Here is an 18,301-nt window from a genome sequence, read left to right on the forward strand (position 1 = left end):
AAAATGTAGCTAAAATCTTAAGGAAAACTACTGCTGTAATCCATAGGATCATTTTTATTTTTCCAGCATTCCCCAACATCCTTTTCCTACAGAACACTAAATATCGCACTATCAGCATCTAAAAAGCAAGTGTGCGTTTTACAATTCCTTCTTTTTGTAAGCCTTTTCGATAAAGCGTAGGAATTTATAGATGTAGGGCCTTGGTTGTACATTCTTTAAAAAACACCTTCTTTTTTATTATCCTCATAAAATACTAGGGGTGTGACTATAAATAATAGTAATAAGGTCAAAAATAAAAGTTAAACTATTATAAAATGATAGTAATGCTATTATCTTTGCGATGGAAACTTTTATTTTAATCATATGGAGCGGCTATTGAAGTTTGTCAAAATAGGGATCAACGAAAAAATTTATATCAAAGACCCAGAGTCGACCACCTTGGGCAAGCGCATTGTTGAAGAGAGTATTTTGCTGATCCAAGAAATAGGCTTCGAGGCCTTTACCTTTAAAAAGTTGGGGCAGCGGATCGGCAGCAACGAAAGTTCGATCTACCGCTACTTTGAAAACAAGCACAAACTGCTCTTATACCTGACCTCGTGGTATTGGGGTTGGCTCGAATACAAATTGGTGTTCGCTACCAATAGCATAACCGAGCCCCGTGAAAAATTAAGAACGGCCTTGACCATCGTTACCCAGGCCGCAGAGGTCGATTCGAACTTCTCGCATATCGACGAGGTGCTCTTGAGCAAGATCGTCATTAACGAGTATTCCAAGTCATACTTGACCAAGGAGGTCGATGCCGATAACAAGGAGGGCTACTTTGTGATCTACAAGCGCTTGGTCAACCGCCTAAGCACCATGATCGCCGCGGTAGATGCGGCTTACAAATATCCCAGCAGTCTAGCCAGTACCGTATTGGAAGGCTCCCTGCACCAACATTTTCTAAAAGACCATTTTGCCTCCTTGACCGATTGTCACGAAAAAGGCGACCCGACCGACTACTTTATCGAACTGGTATTTAATGCCCTAAACACGACCCCGAATGGCTAAAAACGTACTTACCGCATGGCAACGCCTTATGGGTCTGCTAAAACTCGACAGAAGGGATGTTTTGCAGACCTTTTATTATGCCATTTTTGCGGGTTTGGTGAACCTTTCGCTTCCGCTCGGTATACAGTCCATCATCAACCTTATACAGGGCGCCGAGATCAGTACCTCGTGGATCATCTTGGTGGTCTTGGTGACCGGGGGCGTGGCCTTTGCGGGTATTCTCCGCATCATGCAAATGCGCATCGTAGAGAATATGCAGCAGAAAATATTTACCCGGGCCTCCTTTGAGTTTACCTATCGCTTTCCGAAGATCAAGATGAGCGAACTGCGGGACTATTATCCGCCCGAACTGGCGAATCGGTTTTTTGATACGCTCAATGTACAAAAGGGACTTTCCAAACTCTTGCTCGATGTTCCCGCGGCCCTTTTGCAGATCGTTTTTGGGCTCTTGCTGCTGTCTTTCTACCATCCCTTCTTTATCATCTACGGTATTCTCTTATTGGTCTTGGTGTATCTGGTGTTCCGCTTTACGGTACAAAAGGGGATGGATACCAGTTTAGACGAGTCGAAGAGCAAGTACAAGGTGGCGCATTGGATCCAAGAGGTGGCCCGTTCCTTAGTGAGCTTTAAGCTTTCGGGAAGGACCAGCCTGGCCGTAGATAAGAACGATGTTTTGGTAACCGATTACCTAAAGGCGCGCGAAAGCCATTTTAGGGTGCTCTTGATGCAGTTCGTACAATTGATCGGCTTTAAGGTTCTCGTTACGGCGGGCCTTTTGATTATTGGCGGACTTCTGGTGCTGAACCAAGAAATGAATATCGGGCAGTTCGTGGCCGCCGAGATCATTATTCTTTTGGTGATCACTTCCGTGGAAAAACTGATCCGGGGGTTTGAAACCTTTTACGACCTTTTGACTTCCTTGGAAAAATTGGGCCAAGTGGTCGATAAGGACCTGGAGGACCAAGAGGGCACTTATCCCTTGGACGAAAACGAGCCCTTGACGGTAGAACTGAACAAGGTTTCCTTCCGCACCAATAGCAAGGATAACATTCTGAGCGATATTTCCTTACGGATTATTCCCGGCAGCCGGCAGTTGATCGTAGGGGCGAACGGCTCGGGCAAGTCCACTTTACTACGTCTGATCGCGGGCATTATTGAACCTAACGAGGGTACGGTTTATGTCAACGATTTTTCGTTGAGCGGGATCAACTCGAATCACTACCGTTCTTTCTTGGGGCAGTCGATGACGGAGGAGAGTCCCTTCGAAGGAACGATCTTGGAGAACATCACTTTTGGGGACCAAAGTATTTCGCACAAAGACCTGCATTGGGCCATGGAGAGCGTGGGCCTATTGCAGTTCGTAAAGGAGCAGCCCAATGGTCTCGATACCATCATCCACCCAGAGGGGCAGCAGATACCCTATACCGTGGCCCGAAAGATCGTGCTGGCGCGCAGTATCGTACGCAAGCCCAAGCTGTTGTTGTTGAACGACCCCTTGAACCAATTCGATGAGCCGGAAGCACAGCGTCTGATGACCTTTTTGACCGATACCGCTAATCCGTGGGCCTTGGTGGTCGTAAGCCAAGACCTGAGATGGGCGGTAAACTGCCAGAATATAATTACTATGAACCAGGGGCGAATCGTTTCCATAAAATAAGAAGCTATGCTGAATATTTCTAACAACCCCCTCAATAAAACGGTGCACCTTACGGGTTATAAATCGACCGATAGGGTCTTTCACAAAAGGCACTACAAGCACTTTAACCGGTTCTTGATGGGGTCCGCCCTTTTCGGTTTTATCCTCCTCTTTTTACCGTGGACGCAGAGTGTGCGCGGCACGGGCAACCTGACCACCTTGAGTCCACAGCACCGGCCGCAGACCATACAATCGCCCATACCCGGACGTATTGAAAAATGGTACGTGCAGGAAGGCGATTACGTAGCGAAGGGCGATACCATCTTACATATCTCCGAGGTAAAGAACGACTACTTCGACCCCCGATTGATGGAACGGACCGGCCAGCAGATCAAGGCGAAGAGCATGTCGGTAGCATCGTACCAGGGCAAGGTGGGGGCCTTGAACAATCAGATTTCGGCCTTGGGCAGCGAGCGCAACCTAAAACTGGAGCAGGCCAGGAACAAATTTTTGCAATCGAAGCTCAAGGTAAAGAGCGATAGCATCGACCTGGAAGCCGCCAAGACCAACTTGGGTATTGCCGAACGGCAGTATGGCCGTATCGAACAACTACAGCAAGAGGGCCTAAAGGCCATGACCGATGTAGAGGAAAAGCGATTAAAGCTCCAGGAAACCCAGGCCAAGCTTATTTCCCAAGAAAACAAACTATTGGCGGCCAAAAACGAGGTGCTCAATGCCGAAATGGAAATCAACCGCGTACGCGTCGCGTATACGGACAAGATATCGAAGGCCCGTAGCGATATGTATACGGCGCAGTCCAACCAGTTCGATTCCGAGGCCCAGGTAAGCAAGCTAGAGAACCAATTTGCCAATTACGAGGTACGTACGGGCATGTACTATATCAAGGCCCCACAGAGCGGCTACATCAATAAGGCCATACAAGGCGGTATAGGCGAAAACTTTAAGGAAGGCGATCGTTTGGTAGGGATCATGCCCGCCGATTATGATATGGCCGTAGAAACCTATGTGGCGCCTATGGACTTGCCCCTGATGCATGTGGGCGAGAAGGTGCGGGTACAGTTCGATGGGTGGCCGGCCATCGTTTTCAGCGGATGGCCCAATGCTTCTTACGGGACTTTCGGAGGAAAGATCGTAGCCGTGGAAACCTTTATCGGCACCAATGGAAAGTACCGGGTCTTGATCGCGCCCGATCCCGAAGAGCAAGAGTGGCCCAAGGAGATTCGGGTAGGCTCGGGGGCGAATACCATAGCCCTATTGGAAGACGTGCCCATTTGGTATGAGCTATGGCGACAGATCAACGGATTTCCGCCCAACTATTACCAGCCAAAACAAACGACCGCTAAAAAGGAAAAATGATGAAGAACATACTATTTTTTCTCTTTGTAGTGTGCTTTTCCGGGGGGCAGGCCCAACAGCCCGGAGAGGTGGTATTGGGGTTTAACGAATACCTGGGCTACGTAAAAAAGTACCACCCCATAGCCAAGCAGGCCCAACTGAACATAGGAAGGGGGCAGGCGCAACTGATGGGCGCACGCGGGGGCTTCGATCCCAAGATCGAGGTCGATTACGACCGTAAGGAATTTAAGGGGACGGAGTACTACGACCGCCTGAACGCCACGTTTAAAATACCGACCTGGTACGGAATTGAGCTCAAGGGAAATTTTGGGCAAAACGAAGGGGTATACCTGAATCCGGACCAGACCCTTCCCGAGGACGGATTGTACAGTGCCGGGGTCTCCATGTCGGTAGGGCAGGGACTATGGATCAACCAGCGTATGGCCACTTTAAAACAGGCCAAGATTTTTAGGGAACGTTCCTTGGTGGAGCGCGACCTGCAGGTAAACGAGGTGCTTTACAAGGCATCTTTGGCCTACTTCGATTGGTTGCATGCCTACCAAGATACACGGGTATACGCCGATTTTTTGGCGAATGCCGAAATGCGTTTTGAAGGAGTGAAGAAGAGCGCCCAAGTAGGGGAGGTGGCCGCCATCGATACCGTAGAGGCGAAAATAGCTATGCAAGATCGCGAGCTGAATCTGGAGCAGGCGAAAGTCCGCTTTATCAAAAGTGCCTTGGAGCTTTCCAATTTTCTGTGGATGGGCGATAACATGCCCGTGGAACTACAGGCTAACGTAAGGCCGGAAAGCAATTTGGCCGGTGAGATCGATACCACCTTGGAAATTAGGGGCATGCCCTTGGATAGTTTTTCCATAGGGAAGCACCCGAAGTTAAGGTCGCTGGCTTATAAGGTCGATGGACTCACCGTTGAAAAGCGCTTAAAGGCCAACAAACTTTTGCCGAAAATAGAATTGCAGTACAACTTTCTGACGCAAAAACCGGACTATATTTCCAGTTTTACCACCGAAGCCTATAAAGGCGGTGTGGCTTTTAGCGTCCCCCTTTTTCTAAGAAAGGAACGGGGCGATCTAAAACTGGCCAAGATCAAATTGCAAAACGCCGAGTTTGAAATGGACGATGCCGAAATACGGATCAAGAACAAGATTGTGGGGCTCTACCGCGAACTGGAATCCTTTGAAAGGCAAAACGTTTTGATAGACGATGTGGTTTTTAATTACAATACCATGGTCGCCGCCGAAGAACGCAAGTTCGGTTTTGGGGAGAGTTCTTTGTTTTTAGTAAATTCTAGGGAAAGCAAACTCATAGATGCCGAACTAAAAAGGAATGCCGTACGGAACAAGTTTTTTTCGGCCAAGGCCAAATTGTTCCATTCCATTGGGGTGAATCCTAAAAACCTGTAGGGTAGGGATGTAGCGGTGATTTTGGGGTTTAGGGCCTCATTTTTTGGCCAGGGGAATAAATTCGCTGTGCGGTATCGGTTTTACGACCATGTATGTTCCCTATGCCGCTTATCTTCTATAGGTCCACTTGGTCGGCTTTCTGCCCCTTGCCCTGAAATAAACGGGAACTTTGTAGCAAATTATGTGTTATGAAAGCCATGTATATAAAGCTTAAGACCCGTATAGAAGGAGGGGACACCTTGGCGATGGTCGTATGTTTCTTTATTTCCCTGTCCGTTTTCTTTATTCTGAAAGTCTTGAACAGGGAGCTTCCTTTGTAATACCCATTAGAGGTTTTAAAGAAGCTATACCCCTTTCTTTATGACCTCCTTGTTCACTTCGTTTCCGTCTACATCGTAATGGATGAATTCAATGACGGCATCCTTTTTCTCGCGGTAGACCTTTACCGCTAAGAATCCTCCTTTTACCCTTAGGAATTGATGCTCGGGGCGACGGTCTTCCTGCTTCCATCCTTGGGCATGAAAATCGCTTACCGGCCCTTGGCTGAATTCACGTAGTCCGGTTGCGGGGTCTACGGAAACATATTGCCAGTGTCGGTCACCGTTAATGACCAATATATTTTGGTCGGCCAGGTACTGGCGCAGCCATTGGCCTTCCGTGGCGAATGAGGTATTGGAGTGGTTGTCATACTTGCCTTTGGCGCGGTCGGGCCCTACGACCGGCGTAGGCGAGACCAAGATCTTAAACGTAGCGTCGGAAGCTTCAACGGTTTTTTTGAACCAAGCGATCTGTGCCTCTCCCCAAATGGTTTTTTCCTTTCCGTCGGGTGATTTGTTGTCACTTCGGAATTCCCTTACCTCTACGTTCCATAGCTGTAGATCTTTGCCCCACCTGAAGGTGCGGTAGGGTTGGTCGATAATGGGCACTTGTTCCCGCCAAATATCCAGACCATCCGAATAGCTCAATTCCCCAAAGGGCGTGGAATACGGATTGGCATCGTCTTTCAGTAGATCGTGGTCGTCTTTTTGTAGGTAGGCGGGGGTTGTTTTATAAAAATCGAAGAGGGCGGGCCACGAATTCATGGCGTGCCATTTGTGTCGTGCCAATTCTACGGTGTAGGCCATGGGGCCGGGTTTGTCGTAATACACATAGTCTCCCGTTTGGCAATGGAAGAGCGGGTTTAGTTTTCGCATGCTGTCGTAGATTTTAAAACCGCGAACGGCATCGTCATGCGACCAATAAAACTGGCAGGTCGATGAGGTAAAAAATACCGGCACCACCTGGTCGGCGGCCGGGGCGGTCGTAAAGGATCCCCTTATTTCCGCTACCGGGGCTTCCGCATTTTTTCTCCCTTGGATCTGTATGTCGTAATGGGTGTTGGGGCGTAAGCCGTCAAACTTTCGTTTTAGGGTAAAGTCCCTATAGCCCGAAACATAGGTCCATTCCGTGCTGATCAGGGTGTCCTTTGATTTTAGGCCGATCTTTACCTGTCCCGAGGAGCCCTCTACCGCGCCTTCCATTTTAGAAATGGGCATGTTGTTGTCAAAGTCGATGGGAGGCCTAAATACCTTATCCTGTTGCTTGTGGTAGACGGCCACGGGCTGGGGCGATTTACAAAGCCGGGTAAGAAGAATGGCGGAAGTATCGCTTACTTCCCCAATTTTGAATCCGGTGGTAAAATAGACTTGGGTATCGTCTTGGGCAGCGCCCGTAAAAAGTCCGATGGTCAGCAGTACTAGGGTAATGCTTCGTTTCATGTGGGTTTAGGTATAGGTTGTGGTCTCCTGTGGCCAACTTTTGGTAAAGCCGCACAGAGGTATAAATATACCAATTCCCAACACTTTAGGCCCATGGAATTAGTATGGGTAGGAAGCTATGAGCATTTCCGTCCATTCTTGAATGCGTTCGGGCGATGGTCTGTCCGCTTGGTCGAAGAAGAAGTGTTGCGCTATTTCGAGTCCGCAATACCCGTACACACCGGTGTCGGAGGTTAGGGAAAGGGCCTTGTCCATACCTATGCCTTTGTACTCGGCCTGCGATTTTCCATGGGTATTGACAAGGGTCGCTCGCCTTCCTTTGAGGAGTCCTTTTTGAACGCCCCCGTCGTAGCGATAGGCAAAGCCGTAACTAAAGACCCGGTCGATATAGCCTTTCATGATGGCCGGCATTCCCGTCCACCAAATCGGGTAGACAAAGGTGATGTGTTCTGCCCAGGTGATGTATTCTTGTTCTTTTTGAACATCTTCGGAAACCTCTCCCTTGCGCTGCCCTGACATATCGGCCAAGGAAAGAACGGGGTTGAAACCGAGGTCGTAGAGATCCCTGATGATTAGGTCGTGATTTTGTCGCGACAAGGTGTTTGCAAGGGTCTGTTTAAAATGGTGGTTGAGACTGCCCGAATTGGGGTGGGCGTAGATGATAAGATGCTTCATTTTCTGTAGATTTTTAGATTGATGAAGCAAATGTAGTCCAAGGCTTTGGGCCGTAATTGTAAGAAAACGAAATGCTATTCCGCTCGGCAGATATGCTGTTGGAATTTGAGGTATTGGGTCGGCGTATGGCCGGTGAAGTGTTTGAAGTCGTGTATGAGCTGGCTTTGGTCGTAATAGCCACAAGCCTCGATGATGTCGAACCAGTTTATTTTGGAGGGTGGCTCTTGTAGCAGTCCGATCGCCTTTGCGAATTTCTCGTACCGGCCTTTTTCCTTGGCGGTATAGCCAAAGTATTTTTTGTGGTTGAGCTGAATGCTTCTTTCGCTCTGTTGGGTTTCTTGGGCAATAATTTTAATGGGGTTGAATACGGTATAGTCTTCCGTATGTTCTGAAATGTTCTGAAAAGCCGTATCGCTCTCCCTTAGATAGGGTTTGCAAAAATCGAGGATCAGGTCGACCCGCTCCTTAGGGCTTGCGTTTTTGACTAGCCGCCAGAGGTTGGTAAAGCAATTTTCGCCCAAGAGCGCATCTGGGTGTATAGGTAGGTAGTCGGACAAGATAACCTTCCCGAAGAAGCGATAAAAGGCGTCGCCTTTAAAATTCGCCACCAGCATGTCGGCACCGGGGGGCAGGGTGTAATCAAAGGCCCGTTTTATGGGGCCGAGGACAAGACATTTTTCAATGCCTATTTGGGCGTCATCTGCCGTATTAAATTGAATCGGGGTGCCCAAACTAAAGACCATGATAATTTGAAAGTGGGGGAGAAGGGTGTGGTTTATGCACTGTTCCGTTTGATTTTCGGCCCTATAGAAATGGGTGAAGACGTCTTGGAAACCTTTGGGGACCTCTATTCTTTTTCCGTTTTGGTGGGGATGCTTGCTTTCCATTTTAAAACCTGCCTTATTCGATCAGTTGATTGCTTCCGCTTTGGGTCTTTGTGAATTGGGCTTTGTTCCTGCCGATAATTTGCCCCGGGTTGGTAAAGCCTCCGATACGGATTGAAACTTCCGCAATTTTAACGGGTTTCCTATGGTTTAAAAATACAAGCAGGTATATGGAGTCGAGGTGTTCAATGGCATGTTCTCCTAAGGATTCTAGGTTGAGGTCGAGTTCGCTTTCAACGGTATCTATGGAGGTGTATGGGGCAAGGATCAGGAGTTCGGTCCATTCAAAACCGTCAATTTTGCCCAAGTCGCTTATGTTTTTTCCCGAGCTGAATTCCGCTTCGATTTTTTCGGTCAATACCCGGTCTGAGTGCAGTTGGTTTGAGTAATGACATGCCATTAAGCATAAAAATAGAAGGGTGGTGCCTATAGATTTTTTCACGGTTCAAATCGATTGTTACGGTCGTACATGGAAGTTTTTTTGGTGTGTGCGTCTATCTCGATACTTGGGGGGACCCTAGCTTTGACGATACCACTAAAGTAGTATTATTTTTATACATGGCTTCGGGGTGTCCTTTCTGCTCGTCTTTATGGGGAGGGCTTGGTTTAGGTATTTTTTTAGGGCCAATGGAATGTTTTATCCTTCTATCTATCGGTAAATTAGCATTGTATTAAACTAGGTTAATTCCTACAATAGTATAGGTTTTGTTTTATTTGTATAGCATTATTTTTTTGTGATGGGTTTATGATTTTAAGAAAAGATAAAAGTTGCGTTTTATGCGATATTTAGGTCTTTTTTTAATCATAAATAAATGTTTTGTAGTGTTTTATGGTTTTAGGGCTGATTTATTTAAAGTGCTGTAGTTTACGGAATTGTGTAAAATTAACAATTATAAGTTTTGACGGGTAAGAAATTTCTTTAAATTTGATCGCCCTTTATTATGAACTTAATTATAAGATGAAATGAGAAAATTATTACTTAAAACCTACTTTATTTACACTAGTGCGTGTAGAACTTGTCAAGGCAAGTTTGATCAAGATCAATTTAACTTAAAATTGATTTGCTAGTCTAACTGTTTTACCGAAAGCGGTACCCACTTATTTATGATCCTTTTCTGGTTCGTGCCTTCATGGGTGTATTTAGTATACGCGAAATGATAGGGGTCTGGATGTGCGCATTTTTGAATTGAAGCTAGCGCAGTTTCCATTTCCTTGTAAGCTAGAACCTAGTGAGGTCTGTTCCAAATCGTTTTTTTGCGATTACAGCAGGTTTTACCAATCGTCATGGATCTTTAAGACGGTGTGCTTTCCGGTACGACTCTTTTCTATTGTAATGAATTGTAGCATTATGTCCGCCATTTTCTTTATTGAAACATGGGTGTTAGATACTTGTTTTTTCAGGCTATTTGACCAATAAATTTAAGTGGTAGGGGAGGAGTATGTCTCTAAGGGGTAAAATACCTCGTAAAGCTTTGTTCTTCTTGGATGATAGTGGTAAGCGGTTCATTGGAAAACTTATTAAACAATATTAAATTTTGTGTTTTATGAATTTTTTAAAATCGAATTTATTCATGGCGTTTCTACTGTTGGTTACAGTGTCGAACGCGCAGACTCCTGAAGGTGAATTAAAAAGGTGGCATAAGTTATCGCTGACTTTTAATGGACCTAGCACTACGGAAACATCGAACCCAAATCCGTTTTCCGATTATAGCTTAGAGGTAACCTTTACCCATGGTGGCAGTGGGAGGAGCTATACGGTTCCTGGGTATTACGCCGCTTGTGGCGATGCCGAAAACACAGGTTGTGATTCGGGTAATAAATGGCGGGTGCATTTTGCCCCTGATGATGTAGGAAATTGGAATTGGACCGCCAGCTTTAAGTCGGGAACAAATGTAGCGATCAATGGCGGAGGATCGAGTGGCGGCTTTATGGATGGGGCGACCGGTTCATTTAGTATTGCCGAGTCGGACAAATCTGGAAGGGATTTTAGAAGTAAGGGCCTAGGAAGGTTAAAATACGTGGGAGAACACTATTTAAAGCATATTGGAACAAATCCGGCAGCACCTAATGGCCCTTGGTTTTTAAAAGTGGGGGCGGATTCTCCCGAGAACCGTTTTCATTATGTCGATTTTGATGGTACCCCGGGTGCCGTTGCCGGTGGTAGCAAGAGCAAAACCTGGCAGGCACACGAAAGGGATTATGTAGCTTCCGACGCAAGTGCCTATACCTGGAATGGTGGTAAGGGTAAAGGAATTTTGGGATCTGTAAATTACCTGTCGGGTCAAGGTGCCAATGTAATGTCTTTCTTAACCTGGGCCGCCGGAGGTGACGATGGTGCCGTTTTTCCCCATGTTTTAAAAGTTTCTGCCCAAGAATATGCCAGCAGTGGAAAAGGAGGGCAATGGGACAAATTGCACAAAGATCGCTTTGATGTTTCCAAACTGGCCCAATGGGAAAAAGTAATGGAATATGCCGATAAAAAGGGACTTTACCTGCACTTTAAGACCATGGAGACCGAAAATTGTGAAAAAATGGACGGGCATACTTTTGGAAGGGAAAGAAAACTCTATTACCGTGAGTTGATCGCAAGGTTCGGACACCACTTGGCCTTGAACTGGAACCTATCGGAAGAAACCACGCTCAAAGACGCTGTGGTCAAAGCTACCGTAAACTACATTAAAGATGTGGATCCATACGACCATCATATTGTATTGCACACCTATCCTGGGCAACAAGACCAAAGGTACGATCCTTTGATCGGGAACAAGTCCAATCTTACCGGGATATCCGTGCAGACTTCCAAGAACAACGTGCATAATGATGTACGCCGATGGGTGGAAAAGTCTAAGAATGCCGGGAGAAAATGGGTCGTTGCCAACGATGAGCAAGGCAGTGCCACCGAAGGGATCAGGGTTTCCGATAAAGTCGTTCGTGAAAAAGTGCTATGGGCCACCTTTTTGGCCGGTGGGGCCGGTGTCGAATATTACAGCGGCTATACTAGCGACGATGGAGACCTTAACGGAGAAGACCACAGAAAAAGAGGGGTGAAGTATAAAGAGGGAAGTTATGCCCTAAAATTCTTTAAAGACCATCTTTTGGCAGACCTTACGGACATGGTTTCGGCAGATGGCGTTACCGGAGATAACAAGGACTATGTCTTTGCCAAGGAAGGAAAGATATACGCAATTTACAGACCCAACGGTGGTAGTACTTCTTTGAGTTTACCGGCAGGGAACAACAAGTACGATGTACAATGGTTCAACCCAAGAACGGGAGGCGACCTAACGGGCAAAACAACGCTAGGCTCTAATTTGGTGGCCCCTGACAACAATGACTGGGTTGCACTGATCACCAGCAAGAATAGCGATGGCAATGTAGATGACTGTGATAACAAGCTTAATGCTACATTGACCCAAGATGCGTATCTGCAAGGCAGCACCAGGTTTAATAGCGGTGAACTTAGGGTTGAAAGCGGAAACAGGGTCACTTACCTTATGTTTACGGTACCTGCAAGCACCAAAACGGTAACCAATGCCAAATTGGAACTTACCGTAGGTAGCGATGGGGGCAGTGGTTTGATCGACGTTTATAAAGGAGGCTCAAATAGCTGGACCGAAACCAATCTTTCTAGTGGCAACAAACCCGCGGAAGGCGCAAAATTAGGATCCTTGAACACCACCTATAGTGTAGGCTCTACCTATACTTGGAACCTGAGCGGTGTTACTCCCGGCCAGACCATTTCCTTGGTCTTGAAGCAAACGGGCGGCAACGATGTGTCTTTCTCTTCAAAGGAAGGTTCCTATTCCCCAAAACTGATTCTAGAACTAGAGTGTGAAGATGACGGTGGGGCCATAGATAATTCCATAGCCATTCCCGGACTTTTAGAGGTTGAAAACTTCGATACACAATCAGGGATTAAGGTAGAGGATACTACCGATGCCAATGGAGGTGCGAATATCGGCTATATAGAAAATGGAGATTATGTAACCTATAATGTCAATATTGCCGAGGCCGGTACGTACCAAGTAAAGGCAAGGGTAGCGAGCCAAACGGCCGGTGGCAAGATCAACATAGAGGCAGATGGTGTAAAAGTAGGTGAGTTTACCGTTGGCAATACAGGCGGATGGCAAACATGGACGACACTGACGACCACTGTTGACCTGCAGGCGGGCGAGAAAAACCTTAAGCTCAATTTTACCGGAGGTACGGGCTATTTGTTCAATGTAAACCATCTTGATTTTAATAAGCAAGATAGTGCGGCAAGTGCCCTTTTTACGGCCGATACGACTGCGGAAGTAAAACTTGTGGCCTATCCTAACCCGGCCCAAGACTATATTACCGTTTCGGGCATTAAGCCAGGAAGCCGATTGGTGGTATATGACTACTCGGGAAATAGGGTGCTTCAAACAGTGTCTCAAAGTACCGATGTATCTCTAGATATAAACCGCCTAAGAAAAGGCGTATATATCATCTCCATTCAAGGGGAGAAGAGTCTACAGTTTATTAAGGAATAAGAAAATTAAGGGCTATTTCGGGTACCCTATCCCGAATGGCCCTTACATCTTTATAGGGTACAATAAGCCTTTTTGTGCATGGTAGAATATAAGAATCCATCGAAAAAAAAGGCTTGTTGTTTTTTGTTAATAGATAAAAAAAACAATGTGTTATGAAAGTTAATTTTTATAAACACCATACTCGGCCTAAGGTGCTTTGCACTTTGTTCTTGCTGATGTGTACGGTGTACCATGTGAGTGCCCAGTTAAGGGTAGGTGACCCAGGGGTGACTTTTGATGCAGGCAAGTATGACAGCCGCTATCCACAGATGAAGGAATGGCAAAAGGCAGGAGTTCGAGGTGGGATTCCCTTTCTAAAGGATGTCAAGGTCGTAAAGATCCTTACGAGTGGTGCCGATAGTGAAGCCATCAACAAAGCCATCGTCGACGCCTCAAAAACAAGTGGATTGGTGGCCGTACTTTTAAAAAACGGAACCTATTCCATTGATCAACGGGTGGTGATGAAATCGAATGTCTCTTTGATAGGGGAGAGTAGAACGGGGGTAAAGTGTATCATAAAGATGAACAATGGCGATGCCTTTAGCTTTTACAAGGTTAAAAAAAGCGGTATATATACCTTAACGATCCAAGGTAGTTGGGGCAAACCCAAATACGATTGGAATTATAGCTTGGATGCCAACGACGAACTAAAGAATAATGATAATATATCGGTGAAGTTCAACAAATCGGAAGATTGTTGGTTAGACAAGGTCGATATTATCAATTGCGCCAAGGATCCTGTAAGGGTGCCTTCCAATCATATTACTTTACGCGATTTGCGGGTAGACGGCGCACATAAAAAAGCCGGAGGGGCCCAAGGATACTTTTTTATACAAGGGGCCTATAACCTGGTTACGGGCTGTAAGGTTACCCGTTTGCGACACATATCGCTTCAAGGGGGCAATGTAGAATACAATGTAGTGTATGATAACGATTTTAGGCAAGAGGTAAGTTTTCACAGTGGCGATAAGGGGAACAACCTAATCGAGAATAACAGGATTACCTTGCCCTATGATATGCCCAACTCGAAGGCAGATACGCCCAATGCCGCCTATAATAGCAATAAGGAACCCAATTATTACGCCATTATGGGGCCTTGGTCCATTCAGCACGAAAACTCCGAGAAGCCCAATTTTATATTCAAGAACAAGTGTCTGGAAGAAAACCACGGCAATAAAAAACCTTGGTCAGACCCTAATTTATTGTATAAGGGGCCGAAGGAAGTCAAACCGGCGGATCCCGCTACGAATTTCCCGGCACTTCCCCGAAGCCTAACCCCATCTGGAGGGACGCTCTACCCCATAGTTTTGAATGGTAATACGGGAGGGGGCAATAACTGTGACGCTTCCAAAACCGTTTTTGCCACCGAGGATGCCTATTTACAGGGAACTTCCAGGTTCAATACAACCCAGCTTAGGGTAGAAAAGGCCAAAAGGCTGTCTTATCTTCAGTTTACCCTTCCTTCCGATCTAGCTACGATTACCGAGGCCAAATTAAGTTTGACGGTTTCTAACGATAGTGGAAATGGAAGGATAGAGATTGTAAAAGGGAAGTCGAACCAATGGACCGAAGATAATCTTTCAAACTCCAATAGACCACAGGAAGGTAGTAGCTTGGGCGTTCTTACAGGTACCTATGCCAAGGGAAAAACCTACGAATGGGCCTTGTCGGGCCTAAGCGCAGGGGAAACCATCACCTTGATCGTAAAACAAAGCAGTGGCAACGATGTATCCTTTTGGTCTAAGGAAGGGAGCAATGCGCCCAAGCTGACCCTAAGGTCAGATTGCAATGCCGCTACGGAAAACGTAGCCCTAAGTATGGAAGCGGTAGGAAGCGATCCCATCGTCAAGGTATACCCTAATCCTTCTAGAAACTTTATTAGCGTGTCTCATGTGAATATTGGGGAAGAGCTAATCGTGTACGATTTCCTAGGCAATATCGTGCTAAGGGAAGTTGCCAAACAAAGCGAGCCCGTTTTAGATGTTTCCCGTTTAAGAAGGGGGAACTATATTCTTTCCGTTCAAGGAAAAAACAGCTTTCAATTTATTAAGGAGTAAGACAAAGGCCGTCCTGCCGGTACATACAGGTAGGGCGGTTTATAGGTGAAACAAAAAAAGAAAACGATTATGGTACCAGTAAAGCAAAGACGGAAGGCATATGTTTTATATGCGTTTCTCATGTTGTGCGCCACTACGGCATTTGCACAGAACAATTATTACCTAAGTGCTTCCGGAAACGATTCCAATAGCGGAACTTCGGAGGCTTCGCCTTGGAAAACGATAAACAAGCTGAATAGTGTAAAGAATTCCATTAAACCGGGCGATGTTATTCATTTCAATAGGGGCGATGTATTCTATGGCTCACTCGACCTAAAGGGCAAAAAGGGTTCCTCGGGGAAATCTATAGTCTTGAAATCGTACGGATCGGGTAACAAGGCCATTATTAGGGCATCGGTGAAAATCAATAACTGGACACGTCACAGTGGAAATATCTGGAAGGCCAACTTGGCTAAGGTCGATAACGGCAGGACGCCGGCCCTATTTTTAAACAGTGTGGCCCAGCAGATCGGTAGGGAGCCCAATGTTGATGCGGCCAACGGTGGATACCGAAGGATCAAATCGCACGCGGGCAATAACAAATCCATATCGGAAGCGGCTAATTTGCCCTATGCTTCAAACAGGTTTCAAGGCGGTGAAATTACCATTAGGACTACGGACGATAACGTAAAGGTAGAAACGGTAACTTCCCATAGCGGCAATACGGTAAACTTTGGGCTGTCGGACCCAAGTGCCAACTTTGAAAATGCCATTGAAAACAATTTCGGATACTTTTTTCAGAACCATGTAAATACCTTGGATAAAAACGGGGAATGGGCCCACGATACCAATGCGGGCGTACTGTATTTGTACAGTAATACGAACCCGAACGGTTTGAATGTGGAAATCCCTTCGGGGGAAAGTGCCCTAAGCCTTAACAATAGCGACTATATAAAAGTTCAGGATTTAAGATTGGAAGGCGGCTTGAAATATACCTTGGCCATTAGTGGGGCATCGAACATGACCCTTACCAATTGTCATATTTATAACGGGAACGAGTACTTGTCCCTAGGATATACCCTTACCAACATCACCGCTACGAATAATACCTTTGAGCAGAGCAATAACGTGGCCATCCGATGGGAGGGCTTAAGCGGACTCACTTTTGCCAACAATAAAATATTGAATATTGGTATGCGCTCCGGTATGGGGGCACGTAGTTTTATTGGATATACAGGGGCAAGGTTTGTCAGTAGGTCCGGGTCTGCCGTGAACGTGATAGAAAAGAATACCTTAAAAAATATAGGATATCACGCCATGCTCTTTGCCGGTGATAATTTAAAGATACGCTACAATGATATTAGCAACTATTGCTATACCAAAGATGATGGGGGCGGAATATATTCCGTAGGAAACAGAAATACGAAAAACAGTGTGTACGGGAACATCGTTCATGATAGTCCGGGAGCCATTAGGGGCATTCCTGAAGGAAGGGGCGTAAAAACGGCCGGAATCTATATTGATAACGACTCGCAAAACCAATTGATATATGAAAATACGGTGTACAACATCGTCGGTTGGGGATTGATGGCCAACCTATCAAGTAAAAGCACCATTAGGGACAATACCGTCTACAATTGTGAATACGGACTCGTATTATCTACCTATAACAATAGCTTTGGGGCCGGGGGAAGTACGGCAAAGGCAACCAACAACACCGTGGTGAACAATATATTTTTCTCTAAGAAACCAAGCCAGGTTTCGGCAGGTTACACCAACCAAATTACCGATGCCGGATTTAACACCTTCTTGGGCGATGTCAATAGCAATTACTACTGTATGCCCTATAACGGAAGAAAGCAAATAAGTGTAACATTGGCCCGCAAAACCGATGAGTACACCTTGGACGAATTCAGGACCAAATACCCCAATTATGAAAAAGAGGGTAAAAACGCCCCTGTTAAGTTCGACGCCTCGGTCGACCCGAATACCTTTATAAAGTTTGTGGTAAACAACACAGGTACCGCCAAAGCCGTAAACTTGGGGTCGGAAAACTATGTGGATGCCAAGCATAAAAACTATTCGGGAAGTGTTACCGTACCGGCGTATTCGAGTATCGTATTGCTCAAGGGAAGCGGAAATGGCGGTTCGACCGAAGATCCACAACTGATAGAAAACGGAACGTATACCATAGAATCGGTTACGTCTAACCAGCGATTATTGTCACGCGCCGTGGAAAATTACAATGCCAGAATGGTAAACCCTGGGGACTACGCTGATCAAAAATGGGTTTTCAACCATTTGGGGAACAACGTCTACACCATAAAGAACAAGGCCAATGGCCGTTTCTTGGAGGTGCCTTATGCAAAATGCCAAAACAGTGTACAGGTATCTACCTATACCAGTGCGGCACAAGACCACCAAAAATGGAAAGTAGTCGAAAATGGCAATGCTATTTACGGCCTTAAGCCCAACCATTGTTCCGATCAAGGCTTGGATAGGAACAATGGCACCCTCGATACAAATGTCATTACCTATTCTTACGGGGCCAACAATGGCAACCAAAAGTGGAAAATTCTACCGATAGCGGCCAGTCTTAATGTAGATGAAGCGGCTATCAAAGCCTACCCTAACCCTTCAACCGAATTTATCAAGGTGGCGGGCGTAAAAGTAGGCGATAGGCTTAAAATCAGAAATATGAGTGGTGTAGTTGTAAAAGAGATACACGTAAAATCTTTGGAAGAAACCATTCCTTTAGATGATATTAAATCGGGAGTGTATATTATTTCCGTGTCCGACAAGGAAAATATACAATTCTTAAAACAGTAATCCTCCATTTCATGTGTTTTCGGCTGTCTAGATCTTATGGTCTAGGCAGCTTTTTTTTTGCCAAGTATTATCGTGGATAAAAGGGGGCGATCCTATGCAGC

At 46.0% G+C, this 18,301-nt stretch carries 12 protein-coding genes; 8 read left to right on the top strand and 4 right to left on the bottom strand.

Going from position 1 to position 18,301, the window contains the following annotated elements; genetic code table 11:
* The first annotated feature begins 363 nt into the window (after positions 1-363).
* From BW980_RS14790 to BW980_RS22940, 5 genes are all read left to right on the top strand, one after another.
* A complete protein-coding gene (locus tag BW980_RS14790; RefSeq protein ID WP_076455959.1) occupies positions 364-1,050 on the top strand; it encodes a TetR/AcrR family transcriptional regulator in 687 nt (228 codons plus the stop codon).
* Entirely contained in the window at positions 1,043-2,707 is a 1,665-nt protein-coding gene (locus BW980_RS14795) for a peptidase domain-containing ABC transporter (protein ID WP_076455960.1), read from the top strand. Before BW980_RS14790 ends, BW980_RS14795 begins: the two co-directional genes overlap by 8 nt.
* A 6-nt stretch (positions 2,708-2,713) precedes the next feature.
* A complete protein-coding gene (locus BW980_RS14800; RefSeq protein WP_076455961.1) occupies positions 2,714-4,063 on the top strand; it encodes an HlyD family secretion protein in 1,350 nt (449 codons plus the stop codon).
* The gene (locus BW980_RS14805) at positions 4,060-5,466 is read left to right on the top strand and encodes a TolC family protein (RefSeq protein ID WP_317042200.1); all 1,407 of its coding nucleotides are present in this window, start codon (positions 4,060-4,062) and stop codon (positions 5,464-5,466) included. Before BW980_RS14800 ends, BW980_RS14805 begins: the two co-directional genes overlap by 4 nt.
* A gap of 188 nt (positions 5,467-5,654) precedes the next feature.
* Positions 5,655-5,786 carry a hypothetical protein gene (locus BW980_RS22940; RefSeq protein WP_262508150.1) on the top strand — a complete coding sequence of 44 codons (132 nt, stop codon included), beginning with the start codon at positions 5,655-5,657 and terminating at the stop codon, positions 5,784-5,786.
* A gap of 24 nt (positions 5,787-5,810) precedes the next feature.
* Here BW980_RS22940 and BW980_RS14810 read toward each other — a convergent pair whose 3' ends face one another.
* The 4 genes from BW980_RS14810 to BW980_RS14825 all read right to left on the bottom strand — a co-directional run bounded on the left by BW980_RS14810 (position 5,811) and on the right by BW980_RS14825 (position 9,182).
* Positions 5,811-7,223, bottom strand: coding sequence for an alkaline phosphatase D family protein (locus BW980_RS14810; protein ID WP_076455962.1), 1,413 nt, complete (start codon positions 7,221-7,223; stop codon positions 5,811-5,813).
* A gap of 99 nt (positions 7,224-7,322) precedes the next feature.
* Positions 7,323-7,898 (bottom strand): NAD(P)H-dependent oxidoreductase, encoded by a 576-nt coding sequence (locus tag BW980_RS14815; protein ID WP_076455963.1) that lies wholly within the window; start codon positions 7,896-7,898, stop codon positions 7,323-7,325.
* Between the two features lie 74 nt (positions 7,899-7,972).
* Positions 7,973-8,785 carry a helix-turn-helix domain-containing protein gene (locus BW980_RS14820; protein ID WP_076455964.1) on the bottom strand — a complete coding sequence of 271 codons (813 nt, stop codon included), beginning with the start codon at positions 8,783-8,785 and terminating at the stop codon, positions 7,973-7,975.
* A 13-nt stretch (positions 8,786-8,798) separates the two neighbouring features.
* On the bottom strand, positions 8,799-9,182 hold the full coding sequence (locus tag BW980_RS14825; RefSeq protein ID WP_076455965.1) for a hypothetical protein: 384 nt from the start codon (positions 9,180-9,182) through the stop codon (positions 8,799-8,801).
* Positions 9,183-10,353: 1,171 nt separating this feature from the next.
* Between BW980_RS14825 and BW980_RS14830 the strand changes: the two genes are divergently transcribed.
* The 3 genes from BW980_RS14830 to BW980_RS14845 all read left to right on the top strand — a co-directional run bounded on the left by BW980_RS14830 (position 10,354) and on the right by BW980_RS14845 (position 18,200).
* On the top strand, positions 10,354-13,296 hold the full coding sequence (locus BW980_RS14830) for a carbohydrate-binding protein (protein WP_175609901.1): 2,943 nt from the start codon (positions 10,354-10,356) through the stop codon (positions 13,294-13,296).
* 152 nt (positions 13,297-13,448) lie between these two features.
* The gene (locus BW980_RS14840; protein WP_083690489.1) at positions 13,449-15,392 is read left to right on the top strand and encodes a CBM96 family carbohydrate-binding protein; all 1,944 of its coding nucleotides are present in this window, start codon (positions 13,449-13,451) and stop codon (positions 15,390-15,392) included.
* A gap of 69 nt (positions 15,393-15,461) precedes the next feature.
* Positions 15,462-18,200 (top strand): right-handed parallel beta-helix repeat-containing protein, encoded by a 2,739-nt coding sequence (locus BW980_RS14845; protein ID WP_139327694.1) that lies wholly within the window; start codon positions 15,462-15,464, stop codon positions 18,198-18,200.
* The last annotated feature ends 101 nt before the right edge of the window (positions 18,201-18,301 follow it).

The organism is Zobellia uliginosa (assembly GCF_900156625.1).
Taxonomy (GTDB): domain Bacteria; phylum Bacteroidota; class Bacteroidia; order Flavobacteriales; family Flavobacteriaceae; genus Zobellia; species Zobellia uliginosa.